Genomic DNA, 25,482 nt, shown 5'->3' on the forward strand with positions numbered 1-25,482 from the left:
ACAACTGCCAAGGCACAGCCGTAGTGTTTCCTCAGGGAAGCAATGGTGCATAATCAATCGCCAGCGTTTCCGGCAAGCCGAACATGATGTTCATGTTCTGCACGGCCTGACCCGCCGCACCTTTCACAAGGTTGTCTGTTACCGAGAGTATCACCGCTGTGTCGCCGCCCTGCGGCCGATGCACTGCAATACGACAGAGGTTCGAGCCTCGTACCGAGCGCGTTTCCGGATGGGCGCCGGCGGGAAGCACGTCAACAAACGGCTCTTCGGCATATCGTTTTTCATATAAAGCCTGTAAATCGACATCGGTGTCAAGTCTGGCATAGAGTGTGGCATGTATGCCGCGGATCATGGGTGTAAGGTGCGGCACGAACGTCAGTCCGACAGGCCTCGTTGCCATGCCAGAGAGACCTTGCATGATCTCTGGTAGATGACGGTGTCCCGGCACACCATAAGCTTTGAAATTATCGGCGGCTTCCGCAAACAGCGTATGTATTTCCGCATTGCGTCCAGCGCCCGATACGCCGGATTTTGCATCTGCAACCAGATGGTCGAGATCAACAATCCCAGCCTCGACCACGGGCAGGAATCCCAGTTGCACCGCGGTAGGATAACAGCCGGGGTTCGCTATGAGCCGCGCATTCCTGATTTTTTCGCGATTGATTTCCGGTAGGCCATAGACGGCCTCCTCAACCAGATCGGGGCAGGCATGGGGCTTGCTATACCATTTTTCCCACACCGCGATATCCTTGATACGAAAATCGGCAGCCAGGTCTATCACACGCACTCCCGCGTCCAGCAATGACCGGGCCTGTTGCATGGCAATACCGTTGGGCGTGGCAAAGAACACGACATCGCATTTGTCCAGGCCAGCTTCTGCGGGATCAGAGAAATTAAGTGATACCCGACCTCGCAAACTGGGGAATAATTCGGCTACACCTATTCCAGCTTCTTTACGTGAAGTAATTGTCTGTATGCTTGCCTCAGGATGTTGAGACAGAATGCGCAGCAGTTCTACACCGGTATAACCGGTTCCACCTACAATACCAATTTTAAGCATGACTCCTCCAGGTTTTGCAGGAAGAGTGAGATTCCTCATAAGAGGCCTGCAAAATGAAATTTATACCTGCCACCCTCTGCTTTACGGATCGTGGGTTTGGCCGCTTCATCAAAACTTTTCCTGCCTCCAGAAATTACTTGCTACGGTCGCCATTCTTCCGTTTGATATTTTTAGTGCCTGGGGCTCAGTTGGTAGCCCCTCTGTTGGCAACTATTTATCAGATAAGTTCGACGAAGCCTTATATTCCGAGATGCGCGTTGCCGTCTCCTGCCCGGGTTATTTATCTTGAGAAACGCGAGCTGCCTCGCCGATTATAAAGCAACAAATAAAAAAGCCGCCAGAAAGAGGCGGCTTTTGGTATGACAGGTACAAAGCCTATCTCTTCGAAAATTGTTTGCGCCGGCGTGCTTTGCGGAAGCCCACCTTTTTTCGTTCCACTTCCCGCGCGTCACGGGTCACAAGCCCGGCATTGCTCAATACGGGTTTCAGCGTGGCGTCAAAGTCAATCAATGCCCGGGTGATGCCATGCCGCACCGCTCCCGCCTGCCCAGATTCTCCGCCACCGTGGATGTTAACCATGATGTCAAAACTTGTAAGATTCCCCGTCAGCTCAAGTGGCTGACGAACCACCATGCGACCGGTTTCGCGGGAGAAAAACTCGTCAACCGGTTTGTCGTTGACAGTGATCAAACCCTTACCGGGTTTGAGGAATACCCGGGCCACCGCACTTTTGCGACGACCGGTGCCGTAATTATAGGTTGCGCTCATGGTAATCAGGCCCTGACTTCAAGTTGTCGCGGCTGTTGTGCCGCGTGCGGGTGCGCAGCACCGGCATAGATTTTAAGTTTCTTCAGCATTGCATATCCTAACGGACCCTTTGGCAGCATACCCTTCACTGCTTTTTCCAGCGGGCGTCCCGGGAAGCGCGCATGCATTTTGGCAAAACTGGTTTCGTAAATGCCGCCCGGATAACCTGTATGCCGGTGATAAATCTTGTCTTCCGCCTTATTGCCGGTGACACGCAGTTTGTCGACATTGATTACAACGATAAAATCGCCGGTATCCACATGAGGAGTGTAAATGGGCTTGTGTTTGCCGCGCAGACGATGAGCAATCTCTGCAGCGAGGCGCCCCAGCACCTTGTCGGCCGCATCAATTACGAACCACTCGTGGACTACTTCATGTGGTTTAGCCGAAAACGTTTTCACAAAACCCACCCCTGCTTATTTCAGTAAAGCCGCGCATTCTATGCCAGAGCCCTGCGAATGTCAAACTTCAATCCGTTCCGCGAGTGTTCGGGGCAAAGCGTCTTCCAGCACCGGAACACTGCTCTTGCAAGCCTGAATGTTGTTTTATCTTTGTCTGTTCCCACCAAAATTCTTGAGAAAAAAGGTATCATAGCGCTGCTCAAGACTTGCTGAACCAGCGAAAATATTGACGCGAAAACCAACACCTTATTATCTTATTGTCCTGAGGAGAAAGTCTGTATGTCACAAAAACACCCCGTCATCGCCGTTACCGGGTCGTCCGGCGCCGGAACGTCGACGGTCAAGAATAGTTTCGAGCATATATTTCGGCGCGAGAAACTGACTGCTGCGGTGGTAGAGGGGGACAGCTTCCATCGTTATGATCGTGAGGCAATGAAGAAAGCCGTAGCTGAATCCGAGAAAAGTGATGGTCATGCCATCAGTCATTTCGGCCCCGAGGCCAACGAGTTCGAAAAACTGGAAGCGTTATTCAAGGAATATGGCGAGAGCGGAAGCGGCCAGGTTCGCCTGTATCTGCACAATGATGAGGAAGCCGCTCCATACCAGCAGAAGGCTGGCACCTTTACCCCGTGGTCATCGATAAAGCCCGGTTCCGATCTGCTGTTTTACGAAGGCTTGCATGGCGGGGTAAAGAGCGATACCGCCGATGTAGCAAAATATGTTGATTTACTGGTGGGCGTCGTTCCCATTGTCAATCTGGAATGGATCCAGAAAATCCATCGCGACATGAATGCGCGCGGTTATTCGGCGGAGGCGGTTACCCATACCATCCTTCGTCGCATGCACGATTACGTGCATTACATTACCCCGCAGTTTTCGCTTACGCATATCAATTTTCAGCGCGTACCCACCGTGGATACGTCCAATCCTTTCATTGCGCGCGACATACCCACGCTGGATGAAAGCTTTGTCGTGATCCGCTTCCGCGACCCCAAGAACGTGGATTTTCCGTACTTGTTGGCCATGATTCATAACTCGTTCATGTCCCGCCCAAATACAATTGTCGTGCCGGGTGGAAAAATGGGGTTGGCCATAGAACTGGTATTGACACCGCTCATTCTGGATCTGGTGAGGGAAAGCCGAAGCAGGTAATCACGCAACTTCCGATGAAGTGCCCAATAAATCCGAACTTTCCATTTCCACGCTTTTACCGGTGTTTGTAAGCTTGGCAGGTTGTGCCAAATAAAGCTTGCTTGGGAAGTTTGAATTTATAGGGCGCCCATACCTGCGTTTCTTTCAGCCCATCACCCTCAAACTGAACGAAGGCTGATAATAATTCGGTCTCTGTTCCAATCGTTTTCTCAATGCCTTCTCTACTTTCCGCACTAAATCCCGAGCAACACGAAGCAGTCACCTTGCCGCACCAGTCGGCATTGGTGCTGGCGGGTGCGGGCAGCGGGAAAACCCGCGTGCTCACCACGCGTATTGCTTATCTGATCCAATCCGGCGAGGTCAGCCCCCACGGTATATTAGCTGTCACTTTCACCAACAAGGCGGCGAAGGAAATGCTCACCCGTATTTCTTCAATGCTCCCAATCAACACGCGCGGTATGTGGGTAGGTACTTTCCACGGCCTGTGCAATCGCATGCTTCGTGCCCACCATCAGGACGCTGGATTGCCGCAGGCTTTTCAGATTCTGGATTCGGCCGATCAACTGGCGGTCATCAAACGCATTTTGAAAAATCTGGGCGCGGACGACGAGAAATTTCCCCCGCGGCAAGTGCAATGGTTCATCAACAATGCAAAAGAAGAGGGACTTAGAGCATCGCAGGTCGAAACATATGATGATTTCGCGCGTAAGATGGTTGAGTTTTACGTTTCTTATGAGCAGCAATGCAATAAGGAAGGCGTGGTGGACTTTGCTGAGCTGCTGCTGCGCAGTTATGAGTTGCTGACCCGCAACGAAATCATACGCGAGCATTATCGTGGCCGCTTTCGCCATATTCTGGTGGATGAATTTCAGGACACCAGCCGCCTGCAATACAGATGGCTAAGGCTGCTTGCCGGCGAGCAGACTGCTGTATTTGCGGTTGGCGATGACGACCAGAGCATTTATGCGTTTCGTGGCGCCAATACTGGCAATATGAAAGAGTTTGAGCGCGACTTCCGTATCTCCAAAATCATCAAGCTGGAACAGAACTACCGCTCGCATGGCAACATACTGGACGCTGCCAATACGCTGATACGCAACAATAGTGGGCGGCTCGGCAAGAATCTCTGGACTTCGGAAGGTCATGGCGAACCCATACGCGTGTATAACGCGCCGACTGATTTCGATGAGGCTGCGTTCATCGTGGACGAAGTGAAGTCACTACGTGCGGAAGGCGTAAAGCTGTCGCAGGTGTCTTTGCTCTACCGCTCCAATGCGCAATCGCGCGTGCTCGAGCATGCTTTGTTCAACGCGTCATTGCCTTATCGCGTCTATGGCGGCATGCGTTTTTTCGAACGCCAGGAAATCAAGCATGCATTGGCATACCTGCGGCTGATAGCCAGCCCCCATGACGACAATGCGCTACTCCGGGTTGTCAATTTTCCCGCTCGCGGCATCGGTGCGAGGAGTCTGGAGCAATTGCAGGATGAAGCCAGGCGGCAAGGTGGAAGCCTTTGGGACGCAATGGTAAAGAAATGCAGGGGCGGCAGCACTTCAATGCCGGAGGCAGAGAGCAAATGGCCTGCCTTGATTGAGGAAAACAGGGGATCGAATAAGTTAAAGAAAGGAGTCGAAGGCTTTGTCGTGCTGATCGAATCGATGCGTCAGGTCTGCGAGAAACTGCCGCTACCGGAAGTTGTGGAACACATGCTGGAGCATAGCGGGCTGGCGGCGCACTATCGTGCTGAACGCGAGGGAGCCGACCGGCTGGAGAATTTGAACGAATTGATCAATGCCGCCGCCAGTTTCGTGCATGAAGCCGAGGACGACAGCCTCATGGTATTTCTTAACCATGCCTCGCTGGAAGCGGGCGAGCATCAGGCTGGCGGCGGTGAGGATGCGCTGCAGTTGATGACGGTGCATTCCTCCAAAGGGCTGGAATTTCACAGCGTGTTTCTCAGCGGACTGGAAGAAGGCCTGTTTCCACACGATAACAGTCGTAACGAAGCAGGGGGTCTGGAAGAGGAGAGGCGGTTAATGTATGTTGCTCTGACCCGGGCCCGGCGCAGGCTGTATCTGAGCTTTACGCAGAGCCGCATGCTTCACGGTCAGACTCGCTACAACATCCCCTCGCGTTTCCTGCAGGAAATTCCGGATAGTCTGCTCAAGTGGTTGCAGCCGGTACAGAAGACCATGGTCAGGAATCAGGAATCAGGATCCGCATACCCCGCCCAACCCCCCTTGCGCCCCAGGCAATTTCAGGAGTCTGGCATTCGCGACTCGGCCGCGGGGCAGTGGAGGGTAGGGCAAAATGTCCTGCATGCCAAATTTGGAGCGGGTGTGATAGTCAATTGTGAAGGTCGCGGAGCGGATGCCCGTGTCGAAGTAAAATTTGGCCGCGCCGGCACAAAATGGCTGTTGCTGGAATACGCAAAGCTGACTCCGGCATGAAACCGGATGTGATGCGGCCACCTATGCAGTTTCCGCGCCTTCCTCAAAGATGTCCTTGTAACTCGTGTAAATAGAGGCGAATACGGTCGGTATCAATACAAACAATCCCAACCCGTAGGGTATGGCGGCAAGTATCGTCAGCACCACCAGTATCACCGCATAAATCTGGAACGCTATAATGTTCTTCAGGCACGCAAAGAAGCTTTGCCGCATCGCTTCCACCGGAGGCAGGCCTTTGAAGATAACAAGTAGAGGTGCGAACCAGGCAGCCATCAATAGCGGGATGGATAATGTCAACCCAACGAGAGAAGCGGACAACATATGGCCCGATACATCTTTCAACTCATTTTCGTCGACCCGTTTTCCGTCTACCAATAGATCCATCAGGACATCACCACCCACCAGCATGAAGACGCCAAGAATCAAAACCTGACCTACCAGATAAATTCCCCCTATCGTGATCAGCGGCGCCGGATTGCTCCGGAACCCGGCGAACAAATGAGAAATTTCCAGGTCACCTCCCTGTTCCAGCGTTTTGCATCCCATCATCAGTCCGGCTAAAAACACCGGGGAAAGCAGCGTAAAAATAAATTGCCCCGCCATTGGAATCAGCGCCAGCGTGGCGGCAATAAGCAGCAAAGTGAAGCACAGGATAATCCATACCAGCGGAATCCTGCGGAACAGACGGAACCCGGTTACTATCCACTGCCAGCCTTGCTTTGCATCGACTTGCCTGACTTCCATTTTCTCTATCTCCGATGGGGCTGTGCCCGCACCCAATTGTTGACTCGCAGTTTATTGCTCAAACCCAAACTTGCGCCAGTTTGGAATTTGATGTCGCATGATTCCTGAGTATACGCATGAAATGCGTGGGATCTTTGACATGGGTGAGTTCTCCTATGCGCGGCAAATGATAATCCTGCAGCCGCGACAACCAGAAGCGCAACGCCGCCGCACGCAACATCACCGGCCACGCGTCGCGTTCGTTCGCACTCAGGGGGCGGGTCCGATGATAGGCTTGGAGTAAAGACAATGTCCGTGCCGCGTCCAGTTCACCATTCTCATTCAGACACCAATCATTGGCGGTAATGGCAAGATCGTACAGCAAGACATCGTTGCAGGCGAAATAGAAGTCGATCACACCGCCCATGGCACCGTTGTTGAATAACACGTTGTCACGAAACAGGTCGGCATGGATTACGCCACGCGGAAGGTTTTCGAGCCGGTATAGTGACTGAAAACGCAGTTCCTCCTTGAGGACTTCAGTTTCATCGGCCGTAAGAAACGGCATGACATCAAGTGCTGCGGCTTTCCACCACTTTGGTCCCCGGGCGTTCTCCATCTTTTCAGGATAAGAAAGGCCCGATAAATGCATACTTGCCAGGAGTTCGCCGACTTCCGCGCAATGGGCGGCGGTTGGTCGCTCCTGAGATTTTCCGGGCAGGCAGGTAACGATGCTCGCCGGTTTACCGTTGAGTTCGCCGAGAAACTTGTTGTCAAGATCCGCGATGGGACTGGGGCAGGGAATACCATGGCGAGACAGGTACGCCATAAGGTTCAGGTAATAGGGCAGATCGGAAGGCGTCAGTTTTTCGAACAGCGTGAGAACATATTTCCCATGACTCGTGGTAACGAAATAATTCGTATTTTCGATACCGGAGGAGATGCCCTGCAGATTGATCAGCGTGCCGAGGGAGTAGCTTCTCAGCCAGACAGAAAGCTGATCGTGGGTAACGGTAGTGAAGACAGACATGAGCGAGAAAAAAGGTAAGGCGGAAGCGTAGGAACAAACCCAATTGCCGTCTTTCAGGAGAAGTCAGAACTCGCGGATCACCCACATCGGAGGACGAACACCTTGATCAAGACCACCGACGTCATGGGTGGAAAACGTACCGTCCCCGCGGTTGTCGATCAGATAATACGGCAGTCCGATGCGGGGCGTAACCTTGATCATGTAGAGGCGCCCATTGAGACGATATTCCTCGATCTTGTCCTCTCCGCGCCTGGTGATGGTAACTTGTGGCTCGAGCGACTCGTCTTCCTCATCGGCGCCTGGCGATGGCAATGCCAGCTCCGGCGGTTCAGGGACTTCCGGCAAAGGCCGCAGATCCTTGGGCTGGTTTGACTGCGCTGCTGCTGGTAGTGCAGAGCTCAATAACAATGCAAGAACTATGCGACGCATGACGCCTCCCGGCAGGTCAATATGCCATTCTATCCGAAATGACACCGCTGTTACAGATTGAGCTGAACCTCCCGTTCCGCTGCGGAAGGTTCGAAGCCCCGAGTTTCATAATACTTGAATATTGCATCTACAACCTCTGTAGGTTCGTCAATTATCTGTATCAAGTCCATATCTTCAGGCGCAATCATGCCTTCGGCCACGAGCACGTTCTGAAGCCAGTCGAGCATGCCGCTCCAGAAATCGGAGCAAACGAGGATAATGGGCATGCGTCGGGTTTTGCCGGTTTGAACCAGCGTGAGCGCCTCCATCAATTCGTCGAGCGTGCCGAAACCGCCCGGCACCACCACGTATGCAGTGGCGAGTTTGACAAACATGTACTTGCGCGCAAAAAAATGGCGAAAAGTCTGGCTGACGTCCTGGTAGACGTTCCGATGTTGTTCGTGGGGGAGCTGGATATTCAGGCCGATGCTGGGCGATTCACCATAGTAGGCGCCCTTGTTGGCCGCTTCCATAATACCCGGGCCGCCGCCGGAAATTACGGAGAAACCTGCATCGGACAATTGCCGGGCTATCTGCTCGGTGAGCTTGTAGTAGGGATGATCCGGAAGGGTGCGCGCACTACCGAAAATACTTACTGCGGGTTTAATCGAATTGAGGCGCTCCGTTGCCTCGACAAATTCTGCCATAATCCCGAACACGCGCCACGATTCCCTGGCCGACCAGGTTTTTTCCCGAAAATCGTTTGTCATGGTACGAGCTAATTTATCTTTCGGGTTCATTGGAAAACCTTTGGAGTTAAATGAAAACACTATTGCTGGTTGACGGCTCATCCTATCTGTATCGCGCTTTTCATGCGCTGCCCGATTTTAGAAACCGCAGCAACGAGCCGACGGGCGCGATTTATGGCGTGATCAACATGCTGCGCCGTTTGCACAAGGATTACCAGGCCGATTATAGCGCGTGCGTATTTGATGCAAAAGGCAAGACTTTCCGCGACGATCTTTACGCACAGTACAAGTCGCATCGTCCGCCGATGCCGGCCGATCTTGCGGCCCAGATATCACCGCTTCATGAATGCATCATTGCCATGGGGTGGCCGATGCTGATCGTGGAAGGGGTGGAAGCGGATGATGTGATCGGTACCCTGGCTAAACAGGCCGAATGCGAGAACATGCGCTGCATCATTTCCACCGGTGACAAGGACATTGCACAACTGGTGAATCCACACGTGACGCTGGTCAATACCATGACCAACATAACGCTCGATGAAGCTGGCGTGCTCGGCCGGTTTGGGGTAACCCCCGCACGCATGCTCGACTATCTGGCGCTGGTTGGCGATACATCCGACAACATTCCCGGTGTGGCGAAAGTTGGTCCTAAAACGGCAGTAAAATGGCTCGCTCAATATGGCACGCTGGATAACCTCATTACTCATGCACATGAAATCGGGGGCGTCGTCGGAGACAATTTACGTAACGCGTTCGATTGGTTGAGCAGGTCCCGCGAACTTCTCACCATCAAGTGCGATGTTCCGTTACCGGTAAGCTTGCACGACCTTGGGCCGCAGCCGCCGAATACTGCGAAGCTGGCGGAATTGTACGAAAGACTGGACTTCAAAAGCTGGTTGCGGGAATTGCAGCAGGAATCGGACTTAGGCGCAGACGGCATTGCACCTTCCGCCACCGCATATGAACAGTCAGGTGCGATGCAGCCGCGTTCGGATCTGGTGCAGGCGGACTATCAAACCATCCTCACCCTATCCCAACTCGATGAATGGATCATGCACATCAATGCCGGGCCACTCGTTTCCCTGGATACGGAAACAACCGGGCTGGACCCGATGCAGGCTGAACTCGTCGGCATTTCGTTTTCCATCGAGCCTCATCAGGCGGCTTATCTACCGCTGGCGCACCGGTATGCCGGGGCACCCCAGCAGCTGCCCATAGACCTCGTGCTCGATAAACTCAAGCTCTGGCTGGCGGACCCAACCAAACCCAAACTGGGGCAGAATCTCAAGTATGACAAGCATATCTTCGCCAATCATGGCATTGCGCTGAACGGTATTGTCCATGACACGCTGTTGCAATCGTATGTGCTCGAATCACACCGCTCGCACGATATGGATAATCTTGCGTTGCGGCATCTTGGCGTCAAAACCATCAGCTACGATGAGATCACCGGCAAGGGGGCCGGCCGGATAGGTTTTGATCAGGTGGAACTCGAACGGGCAGCGCACTATGCGGCCGAAGATGCGGATATTACGCTTCAGCTGCATCACCGGCTGTACCCTGAAATTGCGAGGGATGGAAAGCTCGATCATATTTACCGATCGCTCGAAATGCCGGTAATGGACATACTGTTCGAAATGGAGCGCAATGGCGTACTACTGGACTTGAAGTTGCTGGAAAGTCAAAGCCGTGAACTCGGCGAGAAAATGCTGGCGCTGGAGGATCGGGCATGCATCATCGCAGGGCAGCCATTCAATTTGAATTCAACGAAGCAAGTTCAGGAAGTCCTGTTCAACAGGCTCAAGCTGCCAGTCATTAAAAAAACACCGGGTGGCGTGCCCTCCACCGATGAAGACGTACTGCAACGGCTTGCGCTGGATTATCCGCTGGCAAAGGTTTTGCTCGATTACCGTGGTCTCGCCAAGCTTAAATCCACTTACACGGACAAGCTTCCTCGTATGGTGGACGTCGCCACCGGTCGGGTGCATACCAATTATGCACAGGCAGTAGCCGTGACGGGGCGGCTTGCCAGCAACGAACCGAATCTGCAAAATATCCCTGTACGCACGGTGGAAGGTCGCCGCATTCGCGAGGCATTTATAGCATCACCAGGGCACAGCATCGTCTCCGCTGACTATTCGCAGATCGAGCTACGCATCATGGCGCACATTTCGCAGGACGCGGGGCTGCTCAAGGCCTTCGCCGCGAATGAAGATGTGCATCGCGCCACGGCCTCGGAAGTATTCGGCGTCCCGCTGGAAGCGGTTGACAGCGAGCAGCGCCGTTATGCGAAAATCATCAACTTCGGCCTGATCTATGGGATGTCCGAATTTGGACTTGCCTCGCAGCTCGACATCGATCGTGCCGCCGCGCGGGCCTACATGGACCGTTACTTTGCCCGCTATCCAGGGGTGGCAAATTATATGCAGCGCACCAGGGAAACTGCCAGAGAAACGGGTTACGTCGAAACCGTACTCGGGCGCAGGCTATGGCTGCCGGAGATCAACAGTGCCAATGGCAACCGGAGACAAGGGGCGGAACGTGCCGCAATCAACGCCCCCATGCAGGGCACCGCAGCGGACATCATCAAGCTTGCCATGATCGCCGTGCATGGCTGGCTGGCATCGGAGAACCTCCGCAGCAAACTTATCATGCAGGTTCATGACGAACTGGTATTGGAAGTGCCGGACGATGAAATCGAAACGATAAAACACGAATTGCCAAGACTCATGGGTAACGTGACCAGACTGGATGTGCCGCTACTGGTGGAGGTGGGTGTGGGGCCAAATTGGGAGGTGGCGCACTGACTTCCCACTGACTTTTATTGAGGAATCTTGACGGAACGCCGGTAACCGGAACATCCGGATAGTGGCGGTACCGCTTCATCGCTTGGCCATACTTGGCGAACAGTAAGTATCGCTTGCTAATGCGGCGAAAACTACCGTAAAATCACCCCCTTTTCGGTTTTAGACCTTCTCCATAGGCACAAACAACACATGGTCATTATTCGACTGGCGCGAGGCGGCGCCAAGAAACGCCCTTTTTTTAATATGGTGGTTGCGGATTCCCGCAATGCCCGTGACGGCAAGTTCATTGAGCGCATTGGCTTTTATAATCCCAGGGCGGCGGAAGGGGAAGAAGCATTACGTGTTCAACTGGATCGCATCACTTATTGGAAATCAAATGGTGCGCAGTTATCAAGTACCGTGACAAGACTGGTCAAGCAGTTTGGCGCCAAGCAAGAAGCTGCAGGAAGCTGAACCAGGCGAAGCAGTCGGACCAATGGCGGTAATGGGGCGCGTAGTTGGTCCCTACGGTGTGTCAGGCTGGATCAAGGTTTTTCCTTATACCGAATATATAGATGGGCTGCTTGACTATCCGACCTGGTGGTTGGGTAGAGGCGACGGGGAATGGCGCAAGTTCAAGGTCAATGCGAGCGAGGTGCATGGAAATATATTGACCGCTTTACTTGAGCAAAATTCCGATCGTACGGCCGCTATGCGTTTGAAGGGCTTGCAGGTTGCGATTCCTCGTGCCCAGTTGCCGGTTTTGCCAAAAAGCGGTAAAGACGGCTATTACTGGTCAGATCTGATCGATCTCGAGGTCGTTAATTTGCACGGTGAAGAACTGGGGAAGGTGACTGGGTTACTTGAAACCGGCGCAAACGATGTGCTTCAGGTGAAAAGTCTGAAAGGGGATGAAACGGAAAGATTGATTCCTTTCATCAGCCAGGTAATTGCTAAAGTAGATTTGAAGGCGCGGCGGATTACGGTGGATTGGGGCGTGGACTATTAAGCATGACTTGTGAATTTGATGTCGTCACGCTCTTCCCTGAAATGTTTGACGCCATCACCAGGCATGGCGTAACCGGCAGGGCGAACGAAAACGCGATTTACCGTTTACACACCTGGAATCCACGCGACTTTACCGAGGACAATTACCGTACGGTAGATGACCGTCCATACGGCGGTGGGCCGGGAATGGTGATGCTGGCGGCGCCGCTGGAAAAAGCCATTATTGCCGCCAGGAACAGGCAGATAGCCAACGGCGTTGAAGGGACAAAGGTAATCTATCTTTCTCCCCAGGGACGGCCTCTGGATCATGGCCTGGTTATGGAACTATGCGGGTTGCCTGCAATGGTGCTTCTCGCCGGACGCTATGAAGGTGTGGATGAGCGCTTGATAGAGCGCCAGGTGGATTACGAAATTTCCATAGGCGATTATGTACTCTCTGGCGGCGAATTGGCGGCGATGGTACTGATAGACTGCCTGGTGAGGCAGATGCCGGGTGTGCTGGGCGATCCCGAGTCAGCCACCCAAGATTCATTCGTAGCGGGTTTGCTGGATTTTCCCCAGTACACGCGGCCGGAGGTCTACCACGGGAATGTTGTGCCTGAAGTTTTGATGTCGGGCAATCATGCCAGAATCAAACGCTGGCGTTTACAGCAGTCGCTGGGTCGGACATGGCTGAGGCGGCCGGATTTACTGGCGTTGAAAATCGAACATGGCTTGACGGGAGAAGAGAAGAAGTTGCTGGAAGAATTCCAGCACGCCTACGAGACCAGTTGAACCATTGAACCATTGAACCAATTGAACCCAACTGAAACCAAGGAATAGAAAAGCAAGGAGTTACAAATGAATCTGATCGAACAACTTGAAAACGAAGAAATCAACCGCCTCGGCAAAACAATTCCCGATTTCTCGCCCGGGGATACCGTAATCGTTAGCGTCAAGGTGGTGGAAGGCGAGCGTAAACGGATACAGGCTTACGAAGGCGTCGTCATTGCCAAGCGCAACCGTGGTCTCAATTCGGCCTTCACCGTACGCAAGGTATCCAGCGGCGAGGGTGTCGAACGGACTTTTCAGACTTATTCGCCGCTGATCGCGAGCATAGAAATCAAGCGTCGCGGCGACGTCCGCCGTGCCAAACTTTATTACCTGCGAGACCGCTCTGGCAAGTCCGCTCGTATTCGTGAGAAGCTTCCTGCGCGCGCTACGGTAAAAAAGGGAAATAACGGGGAGAAAGGAATTCCAAAGGCCGAGTTGGCCTGAGGTTTGTATCGGTTTGCTCATTGGCCATTCAGCGGCGACTCACGCTCAAAAAAATTGAGCGACGGCCGCACGTTGGTAGCACGTTGGTAACAACTTGTCAAGCTGATCGTTAGGGCAGAGATTCTGGCGTAGTCCTGCCCGTAGTCCTGCGTTATGCCCCTTCGATACTTATGCCATAATCCTTCAATTCTGTTTCGGTTGCGGCTTGTTTTCAATTTCCTTATACCAGATATCGTAAACTTCATCCGGCCAAAGGGATTTGATCCAGACAATCACGTCATCGATCTGCTGATTTGTCAATTTGCCGTCCCAGGCCGGCATGCCTCCAGCCGGGCTACCTTCACGGATCATTTGTTCCAAGGTTTCGGTTGAGTGATGCCACGCGTGCGCGCTGCCGTCCAATGGTGGCGGTGGATACCTGCCTTCAGGTCCCTGGATGCGCCATCCTGGAGTGGCTTCACCGTTTGGACCGTGACAGCTTGCACAATTCTTGCGATAAACATCTTCACCGCGCCTGATTTTTTCCGGATCCAATTTACGCGCCGCCAGATTTCTGGGCTGCTCCACTGGTGGGGTAGCAGCTTGCTGCTCTGCAGCAGGCTGGCTCACGTCAGCAGGAGGCGGGGGTACGACGGCAGGCGGCTCAGGCGTCACAACTGTTTCGGAGGTCGTGGCTGGCGGCGTCGATGTCGAAGCAGGGGGCTTTGTATCCCCGCAGCCCGCAATGAGTCCAATCGTCATACTGATCAGGAGAAAAAGCCGGACGGTCATGACTGCACCGTTTTTGTGCTTACCGAGTCCGAATCCTGGACCCCTGGCAAGATAGTAACGGTTAAACGTTTCTTTTTCTGATACGCGCCGACAGTAACAAGAGACTTCATACTCCTCATTTCAGTCTCATCACGGATTCTTTCGGATCAGACGGAAGATGGCGGCTGTACACCGCCGTATCACCTTGTTTGTTTATTAAAAGCACGTCGTAAGGATCGCTGCGCGCGCCTTCCATTCCGGGAGAGCCATGGGGCATGCCTGGAGCGGTCAACCCAACGGCGCGGGGACGTTCTTTGAGAAGGCGCTTGACATCTTGCGCGGGCACATGGCCTTCAATTGCATAGCCATCTACCAGCGCCGTATGACATGAACCGAGTTTCGTAGAAATCCCCGCTTGCTCGCGGGCTTCCTTGTTGCCGACATCGTGAGTGTTGACAGTAAACCCATGTGCGCGCATATGGTCGACCCACTTGGCGCAGCATTTGCAAGTCGCACTCTTGTAGACCTCAACCGTCGTTGCAGAGGCATAAACGCCGGTCCCCATCAGTGAACTGATGAGGACGGATCCGGCTAATACTGATATATGCTTTGATATTTTCATTTGGCTTCCACTGTAATTGTTCCTTTCATACCTGGGAAATTCATGCCTTTGAAATGGCCTGGTAATGGGCAGGCAAAGCTGACTGTACCGGCTTCGGTAAAATGCCATACCAGTTCCCCGGTCTCCCCCGGGTTAACGGTGATCATGTTGGGTTCATCCGGATGTTCCATGTCGGGGAATTTTTTCATCATCTTTCCGTGCTTATCGATGTCTTCCGGCGTCCCCAGCATCATCTCATGCTTCTTTTTCCCGTTATTCTTAAGCACAAATTTTATTGTTTCCCCCTGTTTCACATTTATTTCAGAAGGCTTGAAGCGATTCTCCACCATTGTTATTTCAATGGTGCGCGAAGCCTGGCCCGGATCGCCGGGGCTGCCGACAGAGTCGGATATCTCATCGGCAAGGGCCCCGGTTGAGATCAAGCTCACGGTTAAAGCAGATGCGATCAAAAGCTGTTTCATGTGATTCTCCTTTCTGTAGAGATCCCAGCAAAACCCTCTTTAGCGCATCAATTTTATTATCGGTGTTATCCCAATGCCAATATAGCAAAAAAAGCGACAGTCGCCCAATTTAACGCAAAATAGCGATGAAGCGTGAGGCTTTCTCGCACACATTTTGTTGTTTGACGGTGGAAACAGCATACGATCCCAGTAATTCCGACATTTTCAGGTCCAGTTTCGGCTCGCTTCAGGTAAAAAAACCAGTATGAAGATGATAACGAGCGCTTGATGCTCCATTCCAACGGTACGAGTGCGATTATTGCCGTTAATAGACTGAAAAATGCCTCGAGAGTTCCTGTTTCCCGCCAGTCACTGCCGACTACCATTGCTTACCGTAACCAACCTTTGCGTTTTATGTATAAAAGCGGTAGTAATGCAGCCGTTAAGGTCAGGACCATCGAATAAATGAATCCATGCTCCCAGGAAAGTTCGGGCATTACAGCAAAATTCATTCCGTAGAAGGTACCCACAAGTGTGGGTGGCAGGAAAACGGCGGTAATGATAGTGAAAACCTTGACGATCTGGTTCTGTTTGATGTTGAGAATATTCGTGACGGCATTCTGCAGGTAACGCACCTTCTCGTGTTCGAAGTAAGCATGCTCTTTGACTCCCGCCACATCCTCAGCGAGTTCGGTTGTCAATACCTGTAATTCCGCTTCGGTTACGTTATCAATCTCGCCGTTGAGGTAACGCACTGCGCGCGCCAACGACAATTGAGCCTCGATACAGCGCGAAATCAACTCTTCCTTTTCGTTAAGACTTTGCATCGTGCCGATGAGATCCGGCACGCCCAGCTCCCTTCCGTGTGCGTTGTATCCATCGGATATTTCGGAAATCTCTTTGGCATTCCGCTCAAGTTCATCTGCTATTCGGTCTATTACAGCGTCGGCGCCATCATTGGCCACCTGCAATAACAAGCGCAGTACCGCCTTGGGGCTTTTGACATGATTCAGCTTGCGGTTCATGCGTTGCAAGGCAAACTCGAATGGATGAAAATCAGGATCTTCATCAAGAATAGCAACCAGTTGCTCGCCCAGAAGAAAGGTTACATCACCGAAACTCGGGGTCGTGTCGATACCTAACTTGAGCAGCTTGGAACGCATATACATGAACGTTCCATCGTCTGCGACACTGCTGCTCTGGGGCCGGGTATCAATGCCGAATCGCTGGCCCAGATTCGCAGTCTCTTCAGCGGTCGGCGCATTGATCTCCAGCCAAACCACCTCGTTGCGATTTTCAAGCTGTGGCAGTCCATGAATGACAGAAAGCGATTGATTGGTCCTGATGATGGTGTGAATCATGATAAATTCCTCTTTCTCTTCCCCTGGCACGGGGTTGCGGCGCAGACTCAGTTACGCCCCTTCAGGCTTGCGGGGTTCTTTTCGTTATGGGAAGGCGACATTGACGACGTTACCGTTTGCTGCTCCGCAGGTTGTACGTAGTGCACTACCGTCATCACAAGTGCGAGCAATAGATACAGCACAATCACGGCCAGGATCACTTCATTCTCGAGACTCCTATTATTCCGGGAAAGATTCTTCTTGAGCATTACGGACTCCTCGTTTCGTAATCGTTGATAAGCGTATCATGACAGAAAAACAGAAAACAGCAGTCGCAGACCGATAGAGAACCAGCACTGATCGAAGTTACTCTCGATCCGTGGGCCTTATTATGCGCTCCGACCTTGGGAGCGGGCTGAATGTCGTCATAATCATAACCCTGCATACGCCGATAGACACTCTGCAATGGGACAAGTACAATATGCTTCGTCACTGGGGAGTAGTCTCCTTTCATTACCTTTGAAAGGGCTTGCATCAACATACTTGACCGTCAGGTCGTGGTGCAAGCGGTTCTCATGCCTGGCAAGACCTTTGACCACATTGTCTCCGGACTGGCCGGGAGAAGTGTGGTCATTGTTCTTATCCGGCCAGGGAGTGCGAATGCATGGAAGCTTTCCTCGTCTCGGCTGGCGTTGTTGCGCTCGCGGAAATTGGCGACAAAACGCAACTTCTCGCTTTTATCCTTGCCGCAAAATTTCGCAAACCGATTCCCATAGTGCTCGGTATACTCGTCGCTACTTTGTTAAACCATGCTTTTGCCGGCGCTATCGGTTCATGGGTTATTACGTTACTTAGGCCTGAAATCCTGAGCTGGGTGCTTGGGTTGTTGTTTATCGGCATGGCAATCTGGACGCTCATTCCCGACCGGTTCGATGAGACTGACGCCACCCTCGCGCAATATGGTGTGTTTGTTACTACTCTCGTGGCTTTCTTCCTTGCCGAGATGGGCGACAAGACACAAATCGCAACCATTGCGCTTGCCGCGCAATATCAATTATTTTTCGCAGTTGTGGCTGGTACCACATTGGGAATGATGATTGCCAATGTTCCGGCGGTTCATCTGGGGGAACACATGGCAAATCGTATCCCGGTGCGTCTCGTACATGGTATTGCCGCGGCAATATTTGCGATCATTGGTGTTGCAACACTGCTTGGGGCGGGTGAACGCCTTGGGTTCTGAAGAGATACTTCGGTGAATACTTCGTTGAAAATAGGACTCGCAGATATCTTTCACCCGCAACGTTTGCTGCGTTCGCTGCTGTGTATCGGGCCCCTGGGGTTCTTGCTCGCACTTTCCGGCTGTGTATCCCCCATTACCCTCAACCGCGCAGTCGGGGCCTATGACGACGCCATCACCAGCGCAGCATCCAAGCAGCTGTTGATGAATATTGCCCGCGCTCATCACCGTCAGCCCATCCATTTCACCGGCGTCTCGAACGTAGCGGCTACATTCGATTTTCGATTCAATGCGGGGGCTACGCCAGCGCTGGGTGGACTGGCCGGACAGGTGCTGATGCCGATATTCGGCGGCAGTGTCGCTGAAAATCCCACTATCAGCATTGTTCCGATCGAGGGCGAAGAATTCACCAAACGGCTTCTCACTCCATTTCAGCAGAGCAAGCTCACCCTTCTGCTCCGTCAGCGCTACGATATCGATCTCTTGTTGAGATTGATGGCGCAGGAAGTCCGCATTCAGGACCCAACCGGGCAGGTCGCCTATCGTAATACTCCATCCGATTCGCCGGGCTACGAGATGTTCCGTCGCGTGGTGCTTCATCTCTCAGCCATTCAGGACCAGAATCAACTCTACGCCGAACCATTGATCCTGGACCGCACCTGGACAATCTCCGCCAGTTCGGTTACGGCGGAAGGCTTTCAAGCCCTGGAGAAAGAGTTTCTCGTGGTCTATAACAAGCAGGAGAATACCTATACGCTTCGCAAACAAGTGCCGGGTCCGATTCTCATTACCAATTATGATCCCGACACGCTATCTCCGGAGGAGCGCACGCAGTTGAGTGAGGAGGCAACGGAGTGGATTACCAATGACGTTGCCTTCGATATCCGCCCCAACCGTTCAGGTGGGGAATGGCCCATCAAAGGAACCTTCCGGCTCAGAAGCTTCCATGCAATTCTCGGTTTCCTCGGCCGTTCCATCGGGGACGAGCCGGAGTATCATGTCGAGAAAGATCCACGCACTCCGCCCGTCAAGCGGGATGAAAACCCGGTTGCCACGATGGAACTCATTGTGTCGGACTCTTCACCCCGGGAAGCGGACCTGTCGATTCGCTCCCATGACCGGTACTATGCCGTAAACACGGTAGGCCCTCTGGCCCGCTGGAACCAGGATGCTTTCCAGATGTTATACCTGCTGTTTCAAATGACTATTACCGATTTGCCCCGCGTTGGCGTGCCGAGTATCACCATCGCAAAATAATGTGTTCCCCGGAGAGTCGTTATGGCTGCCCGGTAGCTGGAATTGGAATTGAGCCTCTTTAATCGATAGTCTTTTTACCTAGCGCATCGGGTCCACGACTCGGTTGCCTGATTTCAACCACTTTTCGCCGGGATTTTAGTCCTTGTCTGAGCGTCACCTGACGTTGCGGAACGTCAAAAGTCTCGGCAAGAAATTCCAGCAGCGCGGCGTTGGCTGCGCCTTCCACCGGTGGAGCGGAAAGCCTGATTTTCAGTGCGTCGCCATGTAATCCAACGGCTTCGGTGCGTTTCGCACCGGGTTGTATGTGCAGGGTGAGGATAAGCAACCCGCCGTCGCTGTCACTGCGGCACCATGGATAAGGCGCCACGTCAGGTTCAGGCATTAGAACAGACGGGAAATTTCCCTCTCCATCCCGCCCGCCACGAACAACAGTAATTGAATAATCACCAGCACAAACAGCGGGGACAAGTCGATATTGCCGATGGGAGGAATATACCGCCGGAAAAGACCCAGAAATGGCCGGGTAAAGCTATCGAGCACAGGGGCTAGCGGGCTGTGTGGATTAAACCAGGAGAGCACAGCCTGCATGATTACCGCCGCCATTACAATATAGAGCGTCATCTTGATGATTTCCACCAACGCCAGTAGCGATAGCCCTCCGGCTGCGATGCCGATAGTCGAGCTGAAATCATAGCCCTGAAGCATATGTATGCCGGCCAGCAGCATGATCTGTGCAAGCCATGCCAACAGCAAGGTGGAAAGATCCATGCTTCTGAAGCTCGGGATTATGCGCCTTGCAGGCTTTACCAAAAAATCCGTAATTGCGATGAGAAATTGCGACAACGGGTTGCGATAGGGCGCGCGCAGCAGTTGCATATAAAAACGCAGCAGCAGCGCCAGAGAAAACAGCCCCAGCATGGTATCGAGCAGAAATATCAACATTTGGCTGAGCATATCCTAAATAAAACCCGCGGTACGTTTATGTCTTACCAAATTCATCTCCCAGTTCGCCCGAGCGCTGGTGCGATAAATGAATCGCATGTTCGATTGCATTTCTGACCTCTTCATTTTCAAGTGACTGTATTGCACGTTCGGTGGTCCCGCCCGGCGAAGTGACTCGTGCGCGCAGGACAACGGCATCTTCATCGCTTTGGCTCGCGAGCCTCGCCGTCCCGAGAAAGGTCTCGATGCTCAGCTGCCGTGCCTGAGCCGGATGCAGCCCTAATTCACGCCCCGCCTTCTGCATCGCCTCCATAAAATAGAATATATAGGCCGGGCCGCTGCCGGAGATGGCTGTAACGGCATCCAGCAGCTCCTCACTTTCAACCCATAGTACCGTGCCTACCGCACCAAGTATGGCCTCCGCATTTTGTTTTTCCTCTTTGCTTACACCGGCCATTGCATACAGGCCGGTAACAGCCGCGCGAATCAATGCGGGCGTATTCGGCATGGCTCGCACAATGCGCGTGGAGCCAAGCCAGCGGGAGATATCTTTTGCGCGAATACCGGCAGCGATGGAAATGACCAGATGATTCTTGAGCAGCGGCGCAAGCTCCCTTGCCACGATCGCAAGTTGTTGCGGCTTTACCGCCAGCACGATTACGTCAGTATTTGCCACGCCTTGGGCAAGGTCGGCCACGGCTTCTATACGAAAATCCTGTTTTATTTTCTCGCGCGTTTCTGCATTTATTTCCGCTACGCGTATCTGCGCAGGCGAGTAATCCTGTTGCAGTAGCCCGCCTATCAAGGCGCGCGCCATATTGCCGCCGCCGATGAAAGTAATATTCATGTACATCCTCTTGCTTGTGAACTTAACCGTGATGAATATGCAGACGCTTCCAGTGCCGGACGCTCCGCTGGCTTATCTTTGACAATGTGGACAATAAAAGCTTGAACGCTGTCCCTGTTTGATTTGCTCAATCTTTGTACCACACTTCCGGCAGGGCTGGCCGGTTCGACCGTAAACCCAGTATTGCTGCTGGAAATAGCCGGGATTTCCATCGCTGCCAACGAAATCGCGCAAGCTGCTTCCCCCCGCTTCAATTGCGAGACTGAGTATTTCCTTTACCGCCCGCGCCAGTCTTTCGCATCTGGTTACTCCAAGCCGGCCAGCGGCAGTTGTGGGATTGATGCCTGCGCGGAAGAGCGCTTCATTGGCGTAGATGTTTCCGACGCCGGCTACAATGCGGCTATTCATCAATACCTCTTTGATGCTGGCGCTACGGCCCCGGGTTTTTTTGTATAGCAGATTTCCATTGAACGCATCCGTGAGTGGCTCGGGCCCAAGCTGGGCCAACAACTTATGACAACAGACTTCAGCGGGTGACCACAGCATTGCGCCAAAGCGGCGAGGGTCCTTGAAGCGGAGAGTCATGCCGTTCTCCAGAATCAGGTCCACGTGATCATGCTTCTGCGGTGCCGTTATCGCTGATGCTGTAGATGAAGCCGGCAGTAACCGCAGGCTGCCCGACATGCCAAGATGGAGGATCAGCGTGCCTTTGCCACAGTCGAACAAGAGGTATTTTCCGCGCCGCATCACCTTTCCGATTTTCAGCCCGCAAAGTGTTTGCCCCAGGTCGAGCGGCACCGGCCAGCGCAAATTCGGATTTCGTATCGTGACCGCGGCAATGCAGTGTCCCTCAAGCTGGGGTGCGATGCCTCGGCGGATAACTTCGACTTCAGGTAATTCAGGCAACTGAAATGTCCGGCATAAGGGGATGAGGGATTGCTCAAGAAATTTTAACAGCCGAAGCACTGCACGGCTGGAGAACGCAGCGCAACAATTGCTCTTCTACGGCGATGCGTCACCGGGTTATCTCCTTCTCCGCCTCCGCCATATTATCATCCCACTGGTCAGAAAAATCAGCGGCATAACGATGAGGAAGCACCAGGCCATGATGGTGAGCGTTGACTCATCCAGGGACAGGCTGCTGTCGACTGTCGCACGGGGTTGAATGGCGATAAGGTCTTCATCGCCGGCGAGCCAATTGACGAGATTAATGCCGAAATCCAGGTTCTTGCCATGGCCCAGATAGGTATTGGCAAGAAAATAGCCACTGCCAATGACAGCAATACGCTGCTCGCGCTCATGCAAGCTGCGGCTCAGCGCAGCGGCGATACTGACAGGCCCTGACACATCATACATGGTATCGAAGACAATGCCCGCATCCAGCTTTCCGGTTTCCACCCACCCGGTTTGGGCGGCTTCCACCAGTGAGACGCTGCGCCATTCCTCGTTGTCATTGATAGTGATCTGACGGGCAAAAGGAAAGACAGTAATGTAATCGAAATTATTTGTGATGGGATGCTGCCCATAATTGGCGCCCACCGAGAAAGTGATAGGTGCCTTTAATTGCTGCGCTTGAGGATCGATGACGACGCCCGGTGTGAGGGTCAATTCCAGTTTCTCGGCCAACGGTTGCAGCCCGTGCAGCGGCTCCTGGTCCAATAGCCATAAAAGATTGCCACCGCTCTCGATGTACGCCAGCAGTTTCTCCACGACGCCTTCCGGGAGGTCCACTTGCGGCGAAGAAATAATCAGCACGCTCGTATCAGGCGGCACATCCGCGGCAATAGCAAAGTTAAGCGCTTGAATCCTGAAACCCTTGGCTGTCAATTGCTTGCCAAATTCGCCCAGGTCAGCGCTGGCAGCCCCATCGAGCTTGCGCTCGCCATGGCCGCTGAGAGCCATCACCAGTTTGTCGCCGGAACGGGCCAGCCGCATCAGCAGATTGATTAGCGCATGCTCATTAAAGCTGATGAGGTGTTCGCGCCTGCCATTCAATTCAACCACCATTTCTCCATTAGTCTGGACTCCCGCCTCTTGCGCGAGTTTTGGCTGTTCGGCGGGATCAACGAATGTGACGTCGAAATCGGGCTTGATACGCTGATAAGGTGACAGAAAGTCTCTGATTTTTTTGGGAATATTCCCAAGCTGCGCATCCTGACTGGCGTAGACAGTTGCCACGAGTGGGCCGTCAATCTTCTCCAGCACCTCTACGCTTTCCTGACTTAAACTATTACGTTCATTCTGGCTGACATCCCATTGGGTGCGTGTTTCCCATGCCAGATAACCTGGCAATCCAACCAGAAATATCAGCATTATCACAAACACGCCGTTTCGCACCAGCCAGTGCAACCGCAGCTTGTCGTTAATCATGATCACTATCGGAGATGTGCAGAGAATTAGCCACGCAATCGTTCGTTATCGAGCCTGCGAACGGATAACATCAGAAAGATCAGAGTAAAAAGTGCGAAGTATGCCAGGCCAAAAGTGTCTATCAACCCGCGATTGAAACTTTCATAATGGGCGAGTAGAGAAAAGTTGCGCGCTATGCCTATGCCATCCTCGTCCGCAGCTAAGGTATCCATCACCCATAGCCCGAGCAGCGCGCCCATCGCACCGGCACCGGCGGTTGCAGGCTGGGCGCTGAGACAGGAAATATAAAGTCCGAGTGAGACGAAACAGGCGGATACGAGGAACAGGCCAGCGATATTGCTCAGCAATAAACCAAAATCCAGCCGGCCCCCTGCCAGCAGAGAAAGTGATAATGCGGCAACCAGGGCAATCAGGGCGGACAAGAAAATCAGCAGGCCAAGAAATTTTCCTATCACGATTTCGGCTATCGAAATCGGTGCGGAAATAAGGAAAGGCAGGGTGTGATTGCGGCGCTCCTCAGCGATGAGACGCGCGGTTAAAAGGGGAGTCGTCATTAAAAATACGATCGCAGCCGTCGCGAATAACGGCGCAATAATCGTTTCAGTCACGCCGGGCGGGTTGGCAATCTTGATCAGTTGCGGCTGAATTTCCAGAAAGGTATCGAGATGCGCCAGGAAAACCCATGTCAACACCAGTTGCACCAGCGCAAGTATCAGCCAGGCCAGCGGTGAGCTGAACAATATTTTCAGTTCCTTCTGTGCAACGGCTAGGATCATGATAATTAAACCTTGTTTCTCGCGGAGACCTGATAAATCCGATTTTGCCGGCTTGGTTGTCAACCCGGTTGTCACTCAGCCTTCAAACGAGTGAGCGCTGCACGAGAACTATAGGGAACCCGACTTATACGGTTGCATGATTCATGGTGAGGCGTACGAATGACTCCTCCAGACTTGTTCCTTTTTGTTTCAGCCGGGCTATGGAATCGTCAAACACCGTTCGCCCCTCATGCATGATTTGGACCCGATCACACACACTTTCTACCTCAGACAGGATGTGCGTCGAAAGAATGACGCTGCGCTCCGCGCCGAGTTCACGAATGAGGCTGCGCATTTCTCGCATCTGGTTGGGATCGAGCCCCGCTGTCGGTTCATCAAGCACGATGACATCAGGATCGTGAATGATTGCCTGGGCAATTCCTACCCGTTGCTGATAGCCTTTTGACAGAGAACCAATCAATTGTTCGCCTGTATTGCTCAGTCCGCACCGTTGCGTGACCCCAGCTAATGCCGAATGAATGTTCCCGTTTTCCACCCGATGCAGTCTGGCGGCAAGCCGCAGGTATTCGTTTACCGTTAATTCCCGGTAGAGTGGCGGTATCTCGGGCAGGTACCCGACCCGGACTTTGGCGTCTCGTGGCTTGAGCAGCAAATCTATACCGCAGATCTCAACCCTGCCCGCGCTCGGGGCCAGGTTGCCGGTAAGCATGCGCATGACTGTTGTTTTGCCTGCCCCGTTGGGGCCGAGAAATCCCAGCACTTCACCATGCCTCAGTTCCAGGTTGATGTCATGCACGGCGACCCGAGTACCGAAATAGCGGCACAGGCCGCGGGCCAGGATGGCTGGGGGGCCGATTTGTTCAACCATTGGAACGCCTCGATAAACTCGAATTTGTCAAAACCGCTCCTTATATCCGGCTTCCACGTTTCTTAACGTGATAAGAGAACTCATATGGAACTTTGACTTGCAGAACTGTCCCTATAAAGTGCTTGCAACGTCCTGGTTCGGTTTGTCCACTTGTGATAAGCGTAAAATATACCTAATATGCGGACTGTACTGACGGATAACC

28 protein-coding genes and 1 riboswitch are annotated in these 25,482 nt (G+C 53.0%); of the genes, 9 read left to right on the forward strand and 19 right to left on the reverse strand.

The window, feature by feature from the left end:
- Positions 1-31: 31 nt before the first annotated feature.
- The 3 genes from argC to rplM form a co-directional block, all read right to left on the reverse strand.
- Positions 32-1,060, reverse strand: a complete 1,029-nt coding sequence (gene argC / locus CRO05_RS05075) for an N-acetyl-gamma-glutamyl-phosphate reductase (RefSeq protein ID WP_097066080.1) — start codon at positions 1,058-1,060, stop codon at positions 32-34.
- A gap of 375 nt (positions 1,061-1,435) precedes the next feature.
- A complete protein-coding gene (gene rpsI, locus CRO05_RS05080) occupies positions 1,436-1,828 on the reverse strand; it encodes a 30S ribosomal protein S9 (RefSeq protein WP_097066081.1) in 393 nt (130 codons plus the stop codon).
- 5 nt (positions 1,829-1,833) lie between these two features.
- Positions 1,834-2,268: a 50S ribosomal protein L13 gene (gene rplM / locus CRO05_RS05085; protein ID WP_090881005.1), complete on the reverse strand. Its 435-nt coding sequence runs from the start codon at positions 2,266-2,268 to the stop codon at positions 1,834-1,836.
- A gap of 279 nt (positions 2,269-2,547) precedes the next feature.
- On the opposite strand from rplM, the gene CRO05_RS05090 reads away from it, so the two are divergent.
- Positions 2,548-3,420 (forward strand): phosphoribulokinase, encoded by an 873-nt coding sequence (locus CRO05_RS05090; protein WP_097066082.1) that lies wholly within the window; start codon positions 2,548-2,550, stop codon positions 3,418-3,420.
- Positions 3,421-3,632: 212 nt separating this feature from the next.
- Positions 3,633-5,870 (forward strand): UvrD-helicase domain-containing protein, encoded by a 2,238-nt coding sequence (locus tag CRO05_RS05095; RefSeq protein WP_097066083.1) that lies wholly within the window; start codon positions 3,633-3,635, stop codon positions 5,868-5,870.
- Positions 5,871-5,891: 21 nt separating this feature from the next.
- Here the strand turns inward: CRO05_RS05095 and CRO05_RS05100 are convergent, their stop codons facing one another.
- The 4 genes from CRO05_RS05100 to CRO05_RS05115 all read right to left on the reverse strand — a co-directional run bounded on the left by CRO05_RS05100 (position 5,892) and on the right by CRO05_RS05115 (position 8,831).
- Positions 5,892-6,614 carry a BPSS1780 family membrane protein gene (locus CRO05_RS05100; RefSeq protein ID WP_097066084.1) on the reverse strand — a complete coding sequence of 241 codons (723 nt, stop codon included), beginning with the start codon at positions 6,612-6,614 and terminating at the stop codon, positions 5,892-5,894.
- A gap of 58 nt (positions 6,615-6,672) precedes the next feature.
- Positions 6,673-7,623, reverse strand: a complete 951-nt coding sequence (locus CRO05_RS05105) for a homoserine kinase (protein WP_097066085.1) — start codon at positions 7,621-7,623, stop codon at positions 6,673-6,675.
- 63 nt (positions 7,624-7,686) lie between these two features.
- The gene (locus CRO05_RS05110) at positions 7,687-8,052 is read right to left on the reverse strand and encodes a DUF2782 domain-containing protein (protein WP_090880151.1); all 366 of its coding nucleotides are present in this window, start codon (positions 8,050-8,052) and stop codon (positions 7,687-7,689) included.
- Positions 8,053-8,102: 50 nt separating this feature from the next.
- Positions 8,103-8,831 carry a TIGR00730 family Rossman fold protein gene (locus CRO05_RS05115; RefSeq protein WP_181319736.1) on the reverse strand — a complete coding sequence of 243 codons (729 nt, stop codon included), beginning with the start codon at positions 8,829-8,831 and terminating at the stop codon, positions 8,103-8,105.
- A 20-nt stretch (positions 8,832-8,851) separates the two neighbouring features.
- Here CRO05_RS05115 and polA point away from each other — a divergent pair, with 20 nt between their 5' ends.
- The 5 genes from polA to rplS all read left to right on the forward strand — a co-directional run bounded on the left by polA (position 8,852) and on the right by rplS (position 13,831).
- The gene (polA, locus tag CRO05_RS05120; protein WP_097066086.1) at positions 8,852-11,587 is read left to right on the forward strand and encodes a DNA polymerase I; all 2,736 of its coding nucleotides are present in this window, start codon (positions 8,852-8,854) and stop codon (positions 11,585-11,587) included.
- 189 nt (positions 11,588-11,776) lie between these two features.
- Positions 11,777-12,040: a 30S ribosomal protein S16 gene (gene rpsP / locus CRO05_RS05125; protein WP_097066087.1), complete on the forward strand. Its 264-nt coding sequence runs from the start codon at positions 11,777-11,779 to the stop codon at positions 12,038-12,040.
- A 22-nt stretch (positions 12,041-12,062) separates the two neighbouring features.
- A complete protein-coding gene (gene rimM / locus CRO05_RS05130; RefSeq protein ID WP_097066088.1) occupies positions 12,063-12,575 on the forward strand; it encodes a ribosome maturation factor RimM in 513 nt (170 codons plus the stop codon).
- A gap of 2 nt (positions 12,576-12,577) precedes the next feature.
- Positions 12,578-13,348 (forward strand): tRNA (guanosine(37)-N1)-methyltransferase TrmD, encoded by a 771-nt coding sequence (gene trmD, locus CRO05_RS05135; RefSeq protein ID WP_097066089.1) that lies wholly within the window; start codon positions 12,578-12,580, stop codon positions 13,346-13,348.
- 66 nt (positions 13,349-13,414) lie between these two features.
- The gene (gene rplS, locus CRO05_RS05140; protein WP_097066090.1) at positions 13,415-13,831 is read left to right on the forward strand and encodes a 50S ribosomal protein L19; all 417 of its coding nucleotides are present in this window, start codon (positions 13,415-13,417) and stop codon (positions 13,829-13,831) included.
- A 183-nt stretch (positions 13,832-14,014) separates the two neighbouring features.
- Here the strand turns inward: rplS and CRO05_RS05145 are convergent, their stop codons facing one another.
- The 5 genes from CRO05_RS05145 to CRO05_RS05165 form a co-directional block, all read right to left on the reverse strand.
- The gene (locus CRO05_RS05145; RefSeq protein WP_097066091.1) at positions 14,015-14,602 is read right to left on the reverse strand and encodes a cytochrome c; all 588 of its coding nucleotides are present in this window, start codon (positions 14,600-14,602) and stop codon (positions 14,015-14,017) included.
- A gap of 115 nt (positions 14,603-14,717) precedes the next feature.
- The gene (locus CRO05_RS05150; protein ID WP_097066092.1) at positions 14,718-15,203 is read right to left on the reverse strand and encodes a DUF411 domain-containing protein; all 486 of its coding nucleotides are present in this window, start codon (positions 15,201-15,203) and stop codon (positions 14,718-14,720) included.
- On the reverse strand, positions 15,200-15,664 hold the full coding sequence (locus CRO05_RS05155) for a cupredoxin domain-containing protein (RefSeq protein ID WP_097066093.1): 465 nt from the start codon (positions 15,662-15,664) through the stop codon (positions 15,200-15,202). Before CRO05_RS05155 ends, CRO05_RS05150 begins: the two co-directional genes overlap by 4 nt.
- A 368-nt stretch (positions 15,665-16,032) precedes the next feature.
- Positions 16,033-17,004 (reverse strand): CorA family divalent cation transporter, encoded by a 972-nt coding sequence (locus CRO05_RS05160; protein ID WP_097066094.1) that lies wholly within the window; start codon positions 17,002-17,004, stop codon positions 16,033-16,035.
- 47 nt (positions 17,005-17,051) lie between these two features.
- Entirely contained in the window at positions 17,052-17,252 is a 201-nt protein-coding gene (locus CRO05_RS05165; RefSeq protein WP_097066095.1) for a hypothetical protein, read from the reverse strand.
- A 208-nt stretch (positions 17,253-17,460) separates the two neighbouring features.
- Positions 17,461-17,641, forward strand: a riboswitch (yybP-ykoY riboswitch).
- Between the two features lie 6 nt (positions 17,642-17,647).
- On the opposite strand from CRO05_RS05165, the gene CRO05_RS05175 reads away from it, so the two are divergent.
- Positions 17,648-18,223 (forward strand): TMEM165/GDT1 family protein, encoded by a 576-nt coding sequence (locus CRO05_RS05175; RefSeq protein WP_097066097.1) that lies wholly within the window; start codon positions 17,648-17,650, stop codon positions 18,221-18,223.
- Between the two features lie 66 nt (positions 18,224-18,289).
- A complete protein-coding gene (locus CRO05_RS05180) occupies positions 18,290-19,477 on the forward strand; it encodes a hypothetical protein (protein ID WP_369831613.1) in 1,188 nt (395 codons plus the stop codon).
- Between the two features lie 58 nt (positions 19,478-19,535).
- Here the strand turns inward: CRO05_RS05180 and CRO05_RS05185 are convergent, their stop codons facing one another.
- From CRO05_RS05185 to CRO05_RS05215, 7 genes are all read right to left on the reverse strand, one after another.
- A complete protein-coding gene (locus CRO05_RS05185; protein WP_097066098.1) occupies positions 19,536-19,859 on the reverse strand; it encodes a DUF167 domain-containing protein in 324 nt (107 codons plus the stop codon).
- Positions 19,859-20,419: a YggT family protein gene (locus CRO05_RS05190; protein ID WP_369831595.1), complete on the reverse strand. Its 561-nt coding sequence runs from the start codon at positions 20,417-20,419 to the stop codon at positions 19,859-19,861. Before CRO05_RS05190 ends, CRO05_RS05185 begins: the two co-directional genes overlap by 1 nt.
- A 37-nt stretch (positions 20,420-20,456) precedes the next feature.
- The gene (gene proC, locus CRO05_RS05195; protein WP_097066100.1) at positions 20,457-21,266 is read right to left on the reverse strand and encodes a pyrroline-5-carboxylate reductase; all 810 of its coding nucleotides are present in this window, start codon (positions 21,264-21,266) and stop codon (positions 20,457-20,459) included.
- Between the two features lie 72 nt (positions 21,267-21,338).
- The gene (mutM, locus tag CRO05_RS05200) at positions 21,339-22,172 is read right to left on the reverse strand and encodes a bifunctional DNA-formamidopyrimidine glycosylase/DNA-(apurinic or apyrimidinic site) lyase (protein WP_097066101.1); all 834 of its coding nucleotides are present in this window, start codon (positions 22,170-22,172) and stop codon (positions 21,339-21,341) included.
- A gap of 117 nt (positions 22,173-22,289) precedes the next feature.
- The gene (locus CRO05_RS05205) at positions 22,290-23,636 is read right to left on the reverse strand and encodes a GldG family protein (protein WP_097066102.1); all 1,347 of its coding nucleotides are present in this window, start codon (positions 23,634-23,636) and stop codon (positions 22,290-22,292) included.
- Between the two features lie 26 nt (positions 23,637-23,662).
- Positions 23,663-24,412, reverse strand: coding sequence for an ABC transporter permease (locus CRO05_RS05210; protein WP_097066687.1), 750 nt, complete (start codon positions 24,410-24,412; stop codon positions 23,663-23,665).
- A gap of 124 nt (positions 24,413-24,536) precedes the next feature.
- On the reverse strand, positions 24,537-25,280 hold the full coding sequence (locus CRO05_RS05215) for an ABC transporter ATP-binding protein (protein WP_097066103.1): 744 nt from the start codon (positions 25,278-25,280) through the stop codon (positions 24,537-24,539).
- Positions 25,281-25,482: the final 202 nt, after the last annotated feature.

The sequence above is a fragment of the Nitrosovibrio sp. Nv4 genome (genome assembly GCF_900215485.1).
Taxonomy (GTDB): Bacteria; Pseudomonadota; Gammaproteobacteria; order Burkholderiales; family Nitrosomonadaceae; genus Nitrosospira.